The following is a 12,379-nucleotide window of genomic DNA, read 5'->3' as shown; positions in this document are numbered from 1 at the left end:
AGCGATGACGGAGGGGCGTGAAGCCATCGATAGCTTGCCCCCCACCGTCTGGCCTGCGGCCATCCACCTCCCCTTGCAGGGGAGGATGGGTTCAAATCTCTTAATCCTTGTAGGGAGCAGCGTTGAGCATGACAGATGGCGTGGACAAGGCGGCGACGCAGGCGGCGGGGATGGACCCCGACCGGCTCGGTGCGCTGATCGACCATCTCGACGCGACCTATCTGGCGTCGGGCAAGCTGGCGCACATGCAATTGCTGGTTTCGCGCGATGAACAACCCGTGTTGACGGCGGCGCGCGGCGCGGCGCGGGCGACAGGCGAGCCGCTGCGGGACGATGCCTTGTTCCGCATTGCGTCGATGACCAAGCCGATCACGTCGGTCGCCTTCATGATGCTGGTGGAGGCTGGCAAGGTCGCGCTGGATACGCCGGTGGCAGACGTCATCACCGAATTCGCCAACCTGCGCGTCGGACGGGGTAATCGCGCGCGGCCCAAGCAGGTGATGCGGATGGTCGACCTGCTGCGGCACATGTCGGGGCTGACATATGGGCTGCAACGCCAGACGCCGATCGACGCGCGATACCGGCAACTTGGGCTGGACGAATTTCAGCAGAAACGCACGTCGGACGAATTCATTGCCGATCTTGCCCGGCTGCCGCTGGAATATTCGCCCGGCGAGCGGTGGATCTACTCCGTGTCGACCGATGTGCTGGGCGTGGTGGTTGAACGGCTGAGCGGCATGGACCTGGGCGCGTTTTTCCGCGCCCGCATATGCGATCCGCTGGGCATGATCGACACCGGCTTCGTCCTGCGCGACGATCAGGTCGAGCGGATGACCGATGCCTGGCGGCTGAACGAGGATGGCGAACGCGTCATCGCAGACCTTGGCGCACGTAGCGGCTGGCGGCGGCAGGGCCGCTTCCTGTCCGGCGGCGGCGGGCTGGTGTCGGGCGTTTCGGATTATCATCGCTTTGCGCGCATGTTGCTGCGCGGCGGAGAATTCGATGGCGCGCGGCTGTTGCGGCCCGAAACCGTGGCGATGATGCGGGACAATCAGTTGCCGGGTGGCAGCGACCTGGCCCGCCATTCGACCGGCATGTTCAGTGAGGCCGACTATAATGGCGTCGGCTTTGGCCTCGGCTTTGCAATGGATCTCAAAAGCCAGGAATATTATTGGGGCGGGGTGTTTTCGACCTTTTTCTGGATCGATCCGATCGAGCGACTGATCGGCATTTTCATGACCCAGTTGCTCCCGTCCAGCGCCTATCCGGTGCGGGCCGACCTGCGCGCTGGTGTCCGGGCTTCGATCGTCGATCATCGGGGCGGTCAGGCGCACTGATTTTTTTGCTGCGCCGCAAAAACCCTTTGGCTTGGGCCGCGACGCTGTGCCATCATCGCCCCGACAATATAGGGGGACCAGCCGCATGAACCTCAAGGGCCAGACCAAACTTCCTATCCCCGAACCGCGCCGGGTCGATCCCCAGGTCCTGGCCCATGAGATTGTCGAGCGGCTCACCTATCGCATCGGCAAGAATGCCGCCGCCGCCAAGCCGCACGACTGGCTGCACGCCGTCATCCTTTCCATCCGCGACCGGGTGATCGACGCCTGGATCACGTCGACCCAGAAAACCTATGAGGAAGAAGGGCGGCGGGTCTATTATCTGTCGCTGGAATTTCTGATCGGCCGCCTGATGCGCGATGCCGCGTCCAATATGGAAATGCTGGACGACATGCAGGCCGCGCTTGCCTCGCTGGGCGTCGATATAGACATTATCGCGGCGCTGGAGCCGGACGCGGCGCTGGGTAATGGCGGGCTTGGCCGTCTGGCCGCCTGTTTCATGGAGAGCATGGCGACGACGGACGTGCCAGCCTATGGCTATGGCATCCGCTATGTGAACGGCATGTTCCGGCAGGAAATTTCCGACGGCTGGCAGGTGGAACTGCCCGAAACCTGGCTGGCGCACGGCAATCCGTGGGAGTTTGAGCGGCGCGAGGCCAGTTACGAGATCGGCTTTGGCGGGCGGGTCGATCCGGTCGAGAGCGAGGATGCCGGACCGCATCAAATGCACTGGCATCCGTCCGAACGGGTGATCGCGACGCCCTATGATACGCCGATTGCCGGCTGGCGCGGCAAGCGGGTCAATACGCTGCGGCTGTGGCAGGCGCAGCCGATCGATCCGATCCTGCTCGAAAAATTCAATGCGGGCGACCATCTGGGGGCGCTGGCCGAAAGCAATCGTGCCGAGGCGCTGACCCGTGTTCTCTATCCCGCCGACAGTTCAGCCGCGGGGCAGGAATTGCGGCTGCGGCAGGAATATTTCTTCTCGTCCGCGTCCCTGCAGGACATTGTGCGGCGGCATCTGCAATATTTCGGCAGCATCCTGACCCTGCCGGACAAGGCCGCGATCCAGCTTAACGACACCCATCCGGCGGTTGCGGTGGCGGAGCTGATGCGAATATTGCTCGACGATCACGGGCTGGATTTCGGCGAGGCTTGGGACATCACCCGGCGCACCTTCAGCTATACCAACCATACGCTGCTGCCCGAAGCGCTGGAAAGCTGGCCGGTGCCGCTGTTCGAGCGATTGCTGCCCCGGCACATGCAGATCGTCTATGCCGTCAACAGCCGCCTGCTGGCCGAAGCGCGCAAATCCGGTCAGTTTGACAACCATGGGATTGGCGCCATCTCCCTGATCGACGAGGGCGGCGACCGGCGGGTGCGGATGGGCAATCTGGCCTTTGCCGGATCGCACAGCGTCAATGGCGTGTCGGCGCTGCATACCGATCTGATGAAGGTCACGGTCTTTGCTGACCTGCACAATCTCTATCCGACGCGGATCAACAACAAGACGAATGGCGTCACCTTCCGCCGCTGGCTGATGCAGTGCAATCCGGGGCTGTTCGCGCTGATCCGCGAGGCGATTGGCGACCGTTTCATGGACGATCCCGAAGCGCTGCGCGACCTTGATCCCTTTGCCGACGACAGCGCCTTTCAGGAGAAATTCCTGGGCGTGAAGCGGGCCAACAAGGAAGCGCTGTCCAATATATTGCGCCAGAAGGTGAACGCCCGGATCGATCCGGGCGCTATGTTCGACATCCAGATCAAGCGTATCCACGAATATAAACGGCAATTGCTCAACATCGTCGAGGCCGTGTCGCTCTATGATCAGATCCGGTCGCACCCGGAAAAGAACTGGGTGCCGCGCGTCAAATTGTTCGGCGGCAAGGCGGCATCGAGCTATCACAATGCCAAGCTGATCATCAAACTGGCGGGCGACGTGGCGCGCGCGGTCAATCATGATCCGGCAGTGCAGGGGCTGCTCAAATTGCAGTTCGTGCCCAATTATAATGTGTCGCTGGCCGAAGTCATGATCCCGGCGGCTGACCTGTCCGAACAGATTTCGACCGCGGGCATGGAGGCGTCGGGCACCGGCAATATGAAGTTCGCGGTCAATGGCGCGCTGACCATCGGCACGCTGGATGGCGCCAATGTCGAAATGCGCGATCATGTGGGTGATGAGAATATCATCATCTTCGGCCTGACCGCGCAGGAGGTGAACGAGCGCCGTGCCAACGGCTATAATCCGCGTGAGGTAATCGACCAGAGCCGCGAATTGTCCCAAGCGTTGAACGCGATTGCCAGCGGCGTATTCTCGCCCGACGATCCCGATCGCTACAAGGGGCTGATCCAGGGCATCTATGACCATGACTGGTTCATGCTGGCGGCGGATTTCGACAGCTATTCCGCCGCGCAGCGCAATGTCGATGCGCTCTGGACGGATGGCGCTTTGTGGGCGAAGAAGGCGATACATAATGTTGCCCGGATGGGCTGGTTCTCGTCGGACCGGACCATCCGCGAATATGCGACCGACATCTGGAAGATAAAGCCATGAGCGGAATGCGAGGATAAGCGGTGTTGACGCCGGAACAGATTGACCGGCTGATACAAGGTCGCGAGGACGACCCCTTTGCCACGCTTGGCGTGCATCCGGCTGAAAGCGGCTTTACTGCCTGTGTGCTGCTGCCCGAAGCGGTTGGCGTCAGCGCCCAGACGTTGGATGGCAAGCCGGTCGGCGAACTGGCGGCGATCCACCCGGACGGGCTGTTTTTCGGCAAGGTGAAAATCCGCAAGCGCCAGCCGTTGCGTTACGTCGCCCATTATGGCGATGGCGGCGACCATGTCATGATCGATCCCTATGGCTTCGGCCCGGTCCTGGGGCCGATGGATGATTATTATTTCGCGCAAGGATCGCACGGACGCCTGTTCGACAAGCTGGGCGCGCATGCAATGACCCATGACGGAGTGACCGGCACGCATTTTGCCGTGTGGGCGCCCAATGCAAAGCGCGTGTCGGTGGTGGGCGACTTCAATCGCTGGGATGGCCGCCGCGCGCCGATGCGCCGCCGGGCGGATGCTGGCGTGTGGGAGATTTTCCTGCCCGATGTCGGGCCGGGCAGCGCGTATAAATATGAGATTATGGGCGCGGATGGCGTCATCCTGCCGCTCAAGGCCGACCCCTTTGCCTTTCAGTCCGAACTGCGCCCCTCGACCGCGTCGATCGTCGCCGCGCCGCTTGACCATGAATGGGGCGACGAACGGCATAAGGACCATTGGCAGAAGGCCGATGCGCGGCGTGAGCCGGTGTCGATTTACGAAGTCCATGCCGGGTCATGGCAGCGGGACGAGTCCGGCGATTTCCTGAGCTGGGATGAACTGGCGCGGCGGTTGATCCCCTATGTCGTCGGCATGGGCTTTACCCATGTCGAATTTCTGCCGATCAGCGAATATCCCTATGATCCCAGTTGGGGATACCAGACGCTGGGTCTCTATGCGCCGACCGCGCGGTTCGGCGATCCGGCGGGCTTTGCGCGTTTTGTCGACGGGGCGCACCAGGCCGGGATTGGCGTTATTCTGGATTGGGTGCCGGCGCATTTCCCGACCGACGAACATGGGCTGGCCTATTTTGACGGCACGGCGCTGTATGAACATGCCGATCCGCGCAAGGGATTCCACCCCGACTGGAATACCGCCATCTATAATTTCGGGCGGCGCGAGGTATCGCAATATCTGGTCAATAATGCGCTGTTCTGGGCCGAGCGCTATCATGTCGACGGGCTGCGCGTCGATGCCGTCGCCTCGATGCTCTATCTCGATTATTCGCGGGCGCCCGGCGAGTGGGTGCCCAACGATCATGGCGGGCGGGAGAATGTGGAGGCAGTGGCCTTCCTCCAGCAACTCAACACCGTCCTGTACGGCACCCATGGCGGGGTGATGACGATCGCGGAGGAATCGACTAGCTGGCCCGACGTGTCGCGCCCGGTGCATAGCGGTGGCCTGGGTTTCGGTTTCAAATGGAATATGGGGTTCATGCACGATACGCTGCGCTATTTGCAGCGCGATCCGGTGCATCGCTGCCATCATCATGACGACATCACCTTCGGCCTGCTCTACGCCTTTACCGAGAATTTCGTGCTGGCGCTGAGCCATGACGAGGTGGTGCATGGCAAGGCGTCGTTGCTGCACAAGATGCCGGGCGATGACTGGCAGAAATTCGCCACGCTGCGGGCCTATTATGGCCTGATGTGGGGTATCCCGGCAAGAAGCTGCTGTTCATGGGGCAGGAGTTCGCCCAGCGCGGGGAGTGGAGCGAGGACCGGGCGCTCGACTGGCATCTGGTCGATCATCCCCCCCACCAGGGGGTGCAGCAATGGGTGAGCGATCTCAACCATCTCTATCGCTCCCGACCGGCGCTGCATGCGCGCGATTGCGAGCCGGAGGGGTTTGAATGGGTGCTGGTAGATGCCGCCGCCGACTCCGTCTTTGCGTGGGTGCGGCGGGCGCCCGGCGCGCGTCCGATCGTCGTCATCAGCCATTTTACGCCATTGCTGCGGCATGGTTACCGGATGCGTTTGCCATCGGGCGGAACGTGGCGCGAAATATTGAACAGCGACGCGGCCGGTTATGGCGGCAGCAATGCAGGAAATATGGGCATGGTGACGGCGGATGAGGAGGGATGGGCCAATGTAACCATTCCCCCATTCGCGACGTTGATGCTGGAACTGGATATTTAAGGAAGCCGACGGGCGCGTGCAGGCGACGGACGGGGCAATGCGAGGAGAGGCCCGAAATGCAGCAACCACGAAACCAGCCGATCGCCCGTGACGCCATGGCCTATGTGCTGGCGGGAGGGCGCGGCAGTCGCCTGGCGGAACTGACCGACAAGCGCGCCAAGCCTGCCGTCCATTTTGGCGGCAAGGCGCGGATCATCGATTTTGCCCTGTCCAATGCGCTTAACAGCGGTATTCGCCGCATCGGCGTGGCGACGCAGTATAAGGCGCATTCGCTGATCCGCCATTTGCAGCGCGGCTGGAACTTCTTTCGTCCCGAACGCAACGAGAGCTTCGATATTCTGCCCGCCAGCCAGCGCGTGTCGGAAAGCCAATGGTATGAAGGGACCGCCGACGCCGTGTTCCAGAATATCGACATCATCGAAAGTTATGCGCCCGAATATATGGTGCTGCTGGCGGGCGATCATGTCTATAAAATGGACTATGAGCTGATGCTCCAGCAGCATGTCGATAGCGGCGCGGACGTGACGGTCGGCTGCATGGAAGTGCCGCGTAGCGAGGCGTCCGGCTTTGGCGTGATGCATGTCGATGAAAAGGACTGGATCACCGCCTTCGTCGAAAAGCCAAAAGACCCGCCAGCCATTCCCGGCCAGCCCGATATGGCCCTGGCGTCGATGGGCATCTATGTTTTCCAGACCCGGTTCCTGATCGAGCAGTTGCGCCGCGATGCGGACGATCCGGCCAGCAAGCGCGACTTTGGCGGCGACATCATCCCCCATATCGTCAAGCATGGCAAAGCGGTGGCGCACCGCTTTTCGAGCAGTTGCGTGCGTGCCGAAAGCGAGCTGGTTCCCTATTGGCGCGACGTGGGGACGATCGATGCCTATTGGCAGGCGAGCATCGACCTGACCGACGTGGTGCCCTCGCTGGATCTGTATGACCGCAGCTGGCCGCTATGGACCTATTCCGAAGTCACTCCGCCCGCCAAGTTCGTGCATAATGAGGATGGACGGCGCGGGTCCGCGACATCGTCGCTGGTGGCCGGCGGTTGCATTGTGTCGGGTTCATCGCTGCATCGCAGCCTGCTGTTTTCCGGGGTCAAGACACATAGCTTTTCGTCGGTCACCGACAGCGTGATCATGCCCAATTGCGAGATCGGGCGCGGGGCGCGGTTGCACAAATGCGTGCTCGATTCCGGCATCATCATCCCGCCCGGCCTGATCATCGGCGAACATCCGGAGGAGGATGCGCAGCGCTTTCGCCGGACCGACAGCGGCATATGTCTGGTCACGCAGCCGATGATCGAGCGGCTGGTGGCTTGAGCGGTCGCATGGCGATGAAATTGCTGTCGGTTGCATCCGAAATCTATCCGCTGGTCAAGACGGGCGGCCTGGCCGACGTCGCAGGTGCGCTGCCGGGGGCGCTGGCGGCGCAGGATGTGCAGGTGCGCACGTTGGTGCCGGGTTATCCCGGCGTGATTGCGCGTCTGGGCAAGGCGAAGGTGGTGCGTCGCTATGAGGCGCTGTTCGGCGTTCCCGCGACGGTGCTGGCGGCGAGCGTCGACGGACTGGACCTGCTGGTACTGGATGCGCCCGATTTCTACGCGCGCGAAGGCGGTCCCTATGGCGATCCTGCGGGCAATGAGTGGCCTGACAACTGGCGGCGTTTTGCGGCCCTGTCGCGGGTGGGGGCGGATATTGCAGCGGAAGGACTGAAGGGCTGGCGGCCCGATGTCGTCCATGTCCATGACTGGCAGGCTGCGATGACCGCGGCCTATATGCGCTTTGGTCCGGCCCATGGCGTGCCCAAGGTGGTGACGATCCACAATCTGGCGTTTCAGGGGCGGTTCGGCGCGGACATCTTTGCCGCGCTGGGCCTGCCGCAGGAGGCGTGGGGGTGGATGGCGTCGAATATTATGGCGGCATCGGTTATTTGAAGGCGGGGCTGGTATCGGCGGATGCGATTACGACAGTCAGTCCGACATATGCGGAGGAAATTCGTTCGCCGGTCCATGGCATGGGGCTGGACGGCCTGATCAACGGGCGGGTGGACCGCCTGCACGGCATATTGAACGGGGTCGATACCGACATCTGGAATCCGGCAAATGATGCTTTGATTTCAAAGCCTTATTCCGCACGGTCGCTTGGTGGGCGGACGACCAACCGGCGGGCGCTGGAAAGCCGATTTGGCCTGGATCATGACGGCGCGCCGATCTTCATCATCGTCAGTCGGTTGACCTGGCAGAAGGGGATGGACCTGCTGGTGGACGCGATCGATCATCTGGTCGGGCTGGGTGCGAAGCTCGCCGTGCTGGGATCGGGCGACCATCCGCTGGAGGGTGCATTTCTGGGCGCGGCGGACCGGCATCGCGGACGGATCGGCGTGCAGATCGGCTATGATGAGCCGCTGTCGCACCTGATGCAGGCGGGGGGAGACGCCATATTGATCCCGTCGCGATTCGAGCCGTGCGGACTGACCCAGCTTTATGCGTTGCGCTATGGCTGCGTGCCGGTGGTGGCGCGGGTCGGCGGGCTGGCCGATACGGTGATCGACGCCAATGAGGCGGCGCTGGCGGCGCTGGCGGCGACAGGCATCGTCTTTGCCCCGTCCGATCCGCTGGCCTTGCATGGTGCGATCGGCAGGGCGGTGCGATTGCATGGACAACGGCCTGTCTGGCAGGCGATGCAGCGGGCGGGGATGCGCAGCGAAGTGTCGTGGGATCATAGCGCGGCGCGCTATGCGGCGCTGTACCGGGCGTTGCTGGCGGAGGTGGCGTGAGCGGGGGCGGATGTGCGCCGGTCATCGGCGCTGCCGCCACCCGCTTTTCGATCTGGGCGCCGGACGCCGAACAGCTATGGCTGTGCCTGTTCGATGACGCGGATCGGGAGCGGCGCGCGCCGATGCTGCGCGACGTCGATGGCGTGTGGCATGTCGAGTTGTCCGGCGTCGGGGCGGGCGCGCGGTACGGCGTGCGCGCGGATGGCCCTTATGATCCGGCGGCGGGGCTGTGGTTCGATCCCGACAAGCTACTGCTCGATCCCTATGCTCCGGCAGTCGACCGGGCCTTCGTCTATGACCCGGCGCTGACGGCCAAGCGGGGGGAGGGCGAGGACACGGCGCCGCTTTGCCCGAAGGGGGTGGTGGTTGCGCCGTCGATGCCGCTCCCCGCCAGGCCGCCGCATTTTACGCCGGGCGGCCTGATCTACGAACTGCATGTGCGCGGCTTTACGATGCTGCATCCCGATGTGCCGGAGGCGCTGCGCGGCACCATCGCCGCGCTGGCCCATCCGGCGATCATCGCGCATTTGAAGCAGTTGCATGTGTCCGCCGTGGAGCTGATGCCGATCAACGCCTGGATCGACGAGCGGCATCTGGGGCCGATCGGCCTGACCAACTATTGGGGCTATAATCCGGTCAGCTGGTTCGCGATCGACCCGCGCCTGGCGCCGGGCGGCATGGCGGAACTGCGCGCCACGGTGGCGGCTTTGCAGGACGCAGGGATCGGCGTGATCCTGGACATGGTCTATAATCATAATGGCGAGAGCGACATGCAGGGACCGACGCTGTCGCTGCGTGGCCTCAATGCCCGCGACTATTTCCGCCATGCCGATAGTGGGGAACTGATCAACGATACCGGGACCGGCAACAGCATCGCGTGCAACCAGCCGATGGTGCGCCGCCTGATCCTGGATTCACTCCGCCATTTCGTGACGCAGGCGGGGGTGGATGGCTTCCGTTTCGATCTGGGGCCAGCGCTGGGGCGGATGACGGACGGGTTCGACCCCCATGCGCCGTTGCTGGAGGAGATGCGGGCCGACCCGGTGCTGGCCGACCGGGTGATGATCGCGGAGCCATGGGATATTGGACCGGGCGGTTATCAACTGGGCCGGTTCGGGCAGGAGTGGCTGGAGTGGAACGACCGCTATCGTGACGACATGCGGCGCTTCTGGCGGGGGGACGCCGGGATGCTGGGTGGATTTGCCACGCGCCTGGCGGGATCGTCCGACATATTCGGCGGGGATGCGACCCGGACCGTCAACTTTCTGGCCGCCCATGATGGTTTCACGCTGGCGGACCTTACCGCCTATGAGCAGCGGCATAACCACGCCAATGGCGAGCAGAATCGCGATGGCCATGGCGAAAATCTGAGCTGGAACAATGGTGTCGAGGGGGTGAGCGACGATCCCGTCATCATAGCGGCGCGGCGGCGTGACGTGATGGCGCTGCTCTCCACCCTCTTCTGTTCGCGCGGCGCGATCATGCTGAGCGCGGGCGATGAATTTGGCCGCAGCCAGCAGGGCAATAATAATGCCTATGCGCAGGATAATGCGATTGGCTGGATCGACTGGGCCGGGCGTGACCGGGAGATTGAAGCCCACGCATTCACCCTGGCAGCGCTGCGGGCGCGATGTCCTGATTTTAAGGATATTGCCATGCTGCGTGAGGAGGATGTGGCATGGACCGACCAGAGCGGCCGCGCCATGGACGTTGCCCAATGGGAGCAGCCGGAGCGACGCTGCGTTGCGCTGCATTTCCTGCGATCGGGATGGACATTGTGCGTGAATGGCAGCGCAGAGCCCTGCGAATTTCACCTGGGCGATGATCGCTGCGTAACTGTTGCCAGCCGAAGCCTGTTGTTGCTCGATCCATTACCCCGCTAAGGGGCGTGAGTCTCCCGACGGTCGGGACTGGAACGAGCAAGAGAAAGTTGACCTGATGCCGGACGAACACCCCCCATATTTCGAGGCTATCGGCGCGGAAAGATCAGGGGGTCCATGCCGGGTTCGGCCTATCCAGCGATGATCGACACGCTGCGCGATTTTCTGGACGATCTCGCCGCCGCCAAGCTTGATGAAACGACGATCGAGGCGCTGGCAGCGGACCTGCAGCAATGGCGCGGACGACTGGCACCGTTGAAGGCAAGCGAGGAACATCGGATGTTCGGGCGGGTCGACAATGTGCCGGGTCACGGCCAGGTCATGTGTCCCGCCATCGACATCGAAGAGCTGGATGAGACGTCTGTTCGGGCGCAGGTGACCTTTGGCGACTATTTTCTGGGGGGCAATGCGGCCGCTCATGGCGGCGCGGTGTCGCTCATGTTCGACGAACTGCTTGGCATGTCGGCCAATGCTGGTCCGGGCGGCGTGGCGCGCACTGCCTATCTGCACATCAATTATCGCGCGATCACACCCATGAACCGGCCATTGACGGTGACCGCGACCGTTTATGCAATCGAAGGCAGAAAGCGGTTCGTGCGCGGGGAATTGAAGGATGGGGAGCGGCTGTGCGCCGATGCCGATGGGCTGTTTCTGGAACTGCTGCCCGGCCAGCAATGATGTGGTGAGTCCAGCTGGGTTCGAACCAGCGACCTACTGATTAAAAGTCAGTTGCTCTACCGACTGAGCTATGGACCCCAACTGCTTAGGTGCGGACGCCCTAGAGGGGCGGCGGGGATGGTCAACCTCTTGTGGCATGCTTTGGCTGGCTTTTTGCAGGCGGGCGCGGAGGTGACGGACGTTGAGCCCTGAGCGGGGATCGCGCCAGGTGGGGGCGATGCTGTAGAGCGGGGTCAAAACGAAATCGCGCGTGGCAAAGGCGGGATGGGGGATCGTCAGTGCAGGGCTGTCCCATGCGCCGCCCGACCACAGGATGATGTCGATGTCGATGCTGCGCGCGCCCCAGCGGCGGTAGCGGCGCCGGCCTAGCGCCCGTTCGATCGACTGGAGCCATGCCAGCATGGCGGGCGGGGCAAGCGGGCTTTGGACCAGCAGCGCGGCGTTGGCGTAGCGGCGGCGGGACGGACCGATGGGTGGCGTTTCGATCGTCGGCGAGATTGCGATCACCCGGCCGTGCTGCGCGATTCGCGCAGTCGCTTCGACCAATAGCCTGCGCGGCGTCAGGCGAGCGGACAGGGCGCGGTTCGATCCCAGCGCCAGGGCATAGAGATGGAGGATCGCGGTCGCCATGAGCTGCGCTTACAGCTGTGGCGCGCGCGCGCAAGCGGCGCGTTCAGGATTGTGCGGGTGGCGCTTTGCCATGTTTCGCTGATGCCTTCATTTCTTCATAGACGACGTCGCGCGCATCGGGCTCCAGCGCCTCCAGATATTTGATCGCGGCCTTGTAGGTCAGGAAATCCTTGCCATCGGCGATGATCGGCACGGTGCGGCCATTATAGATTCGCCTGAGCAGGCGTCGTTGCGTCCTGCCGATCGGCGACGCGCTTTCGGTGTCGGTCATGGTCTGTGGTGGAACCTTGTGCATGAAAAAGGGCGGCTCCTTGCGGGGCCGCCCTTTTTGTAAAGCCTTGAGTGA

The 12,379-nt window shown here is 63.0% G+C and carries 7 protein-coding genes, 1 tRNA gene and 2 pseudogenes; 7 read left to right on the top strand and 3 right to left on the bottom strand.

Going from position 1 to position 12,379, the window contains the following annotated elements:
- The first annotated feature begins 128 nt into the window (after positions 1–128).
- The 7 genes and pseudogenes from CJD35_RS14655 to CJD35_RS14625 all read left to right on the top strand — a co-directional run bounded on the left by CJD35_RS14655 (position 129) and on the right by CJD35_RS14625 (position 11,403).
- Positions 129–1,337: a serine hydrolase domain-containing protein gene (locus tag CJD35_RS14655; RefSeq protein WP_017184643.1), complete on the top strand. Its 1,209-nt coding sequence runs from the start codon at positions 129–131 to the stop codon at positions 1,335–1,337.
- An 85-nt stretch (positions 1,338–1,422) separates the two neighbouring features.
- Positions 1,423–3,891: a glycogen/starch/alpha-glucan phosphorylase gene (locus CJD35_RS14650; protein ID WP_017184642.1), complete on the top strand. Its 2,469-nt coding sequence runs from the start codon at positions 1,423–1,425 to the stop codon at positions 3,889–3,891.
- A gap of 20 nt (positions 3,892–3,911) precedes the next feature.
- Positions 3,912–6,070: pseudogene (gene glgB, locus CJD35_RS14645) on the top strand (1,4-alpha-glucan branching protein GlgB).
- 56 nt (positions 6,071–6,126) lie between these two features.
- A complete protein-coding gene (glgC, locus tag CJD35_RS14640; protein ID WP_026002676.1) occupies positions 6,127–7,389 on the top strand; it encodes a glucose-1-phosphate adenylyltransferase in 1,263 nt (420 codons plus the stop codon).
- Between the two features lie 8 nt (positions 7,390–7,397).
- Positions 7,398–8,845: pseudogene (gene glgA / locus CJD35_RS14635) on the top strand (glycogen synthase GlgA).
- Positions 8,842–10,728 carry a glycogen debranching protein GlgX gene (gene glgX / locus CJD35_RS14630; RefSeq protein WP_017184638.1) on the top strand — a complete coding sequence of 629 codons (1,887 nt, stop codon included), beginning with the start codon at positions 8,842–8,844 and terminating at the stop codon, positions 10,726–10,728. Before glgA ends, glgX begins: the two are co-directional and overlap by 4 nt.
- 114 nt (positions 10,729–10,842) lie before the next feature.
- Positions 10,843–11,403 carry a PaaI family thioesterase gene (locus tag CJD35_RS14625; protein ID WP_017184637.1) on the top strand — a complete coding sequence of 187 codons (561 nt, stop codon included), beginning with the start codon at positions 10,843–10,845 and terminating at the stop codon, positions 11,401–11,403.
- Between the two features lie 2 nt (positions 11,404–11,405).
- Here the strand turns inward: CJD35_RS14625 and CJD35_RS14620 are convergent.
- The 3 genes from CJD35_RS14620 to CJD35_RS14610 all read right to left on the bottom strand — a co-directional run bounded on the left by CJD35_RS14620 (position 11,406) and on the right by CJD35_RS14610 (position 12,328).
- Positions 11,406–11,481: transfer RNA gene (locus CJD35_RS14620), tRNA-Lys, on the bottom strand.
- Positions 11,437–12,033: a 2-amino-4-hydroxy-6-hydroxymethyldihydropteridine diphosphokinase gene (gene folK / locus CJD35_RS14615; protein WP_095687217.1), complete on the bottom strand. Its 597-nt coding sequence runs from the start codon at positions 12,031–12,033 to the stop codon at positions 11,437–11,439. The genes CJD35_RS14620 and folK overlap by 45 nt, the downstream gene beginning before the upstream one ends.
- Before the next feature lie 43 nt (positions 12,034–12,076).
- Positions 12,077–12,328 carry a hypothetical protein gene (locus CJD35_RS14610; protein ID WP_017184635.1) on the bottom strand — a complete coding sequence of 84 codons (252 nt, stop codon included), beginning with the start codon at positions 12,326–12,328 and terminating at the stop codon, positions 12,077–12,079.
- Positions 12,329–12,379: the final 51 nt, after the last annotated feature.

This window comes from Sphingobium xenophagum (genome assembly GCF_002288285.1).
Lineage (GTDB): Bacteria > Pseudomonadota > Alphaproteobacteria > Sphingomonadales > Sphingomonadaceae > Sphingobium > Sphingobium xenophagum.
The sequence above is the reverse complement of the archived record's forward strand: the minus strand, read 5'-3'. Positions and strand labels throughout refer to the sequence as shown.

What these genes read in the sequence shown, in the direction of transcription:
- CJD35_RS14655 (WP_017184643.1), top strand. Translation starts at nt 129, where the DNA reads ATGACAGATGGCGTGGACAAGGCGGCGACGCAGGCGGCGGGGATGGAC.
- CJD35_RS14650 (WP_017184642.1), top strand. Translation starts at nt 1,423, where the DNA reads ATGAACCTCAAGGGCCAGACCAAACTTCCTATCCCCGAACCGCGCCGG.
- glgC (WP_026002676.1), top strand. Translation starts at nt 6,127, where the DNA reads ATGCAGCAACCACGAAACCAGCCGATCGCCCGTGACGCCATGGCCTAT.
- CJD35_RS14625 (WP_017184637.1), top strand. Translation starts at nt 10,843, where the DNA reads ATGCCGGGTTCGGCCTATCCAGCGATGATCGACACGCTGCGCGATTTT.
- folK (WP_095687217.1), bottom strand. Translation starts at nt 12,033, where the DNA reads ATGGCGACCGCGATCCTCCATCTCTATGCCCTGGCGCTGGGATCGAAC.
- CJD35_RS14610 (WP_017184635.1), bottom strand. Translation starts at nt 12,328, where the DNA reads ATGCACAAGGTTCCACCACAGACCATGACCGACACCGAAAGCGCGTCG.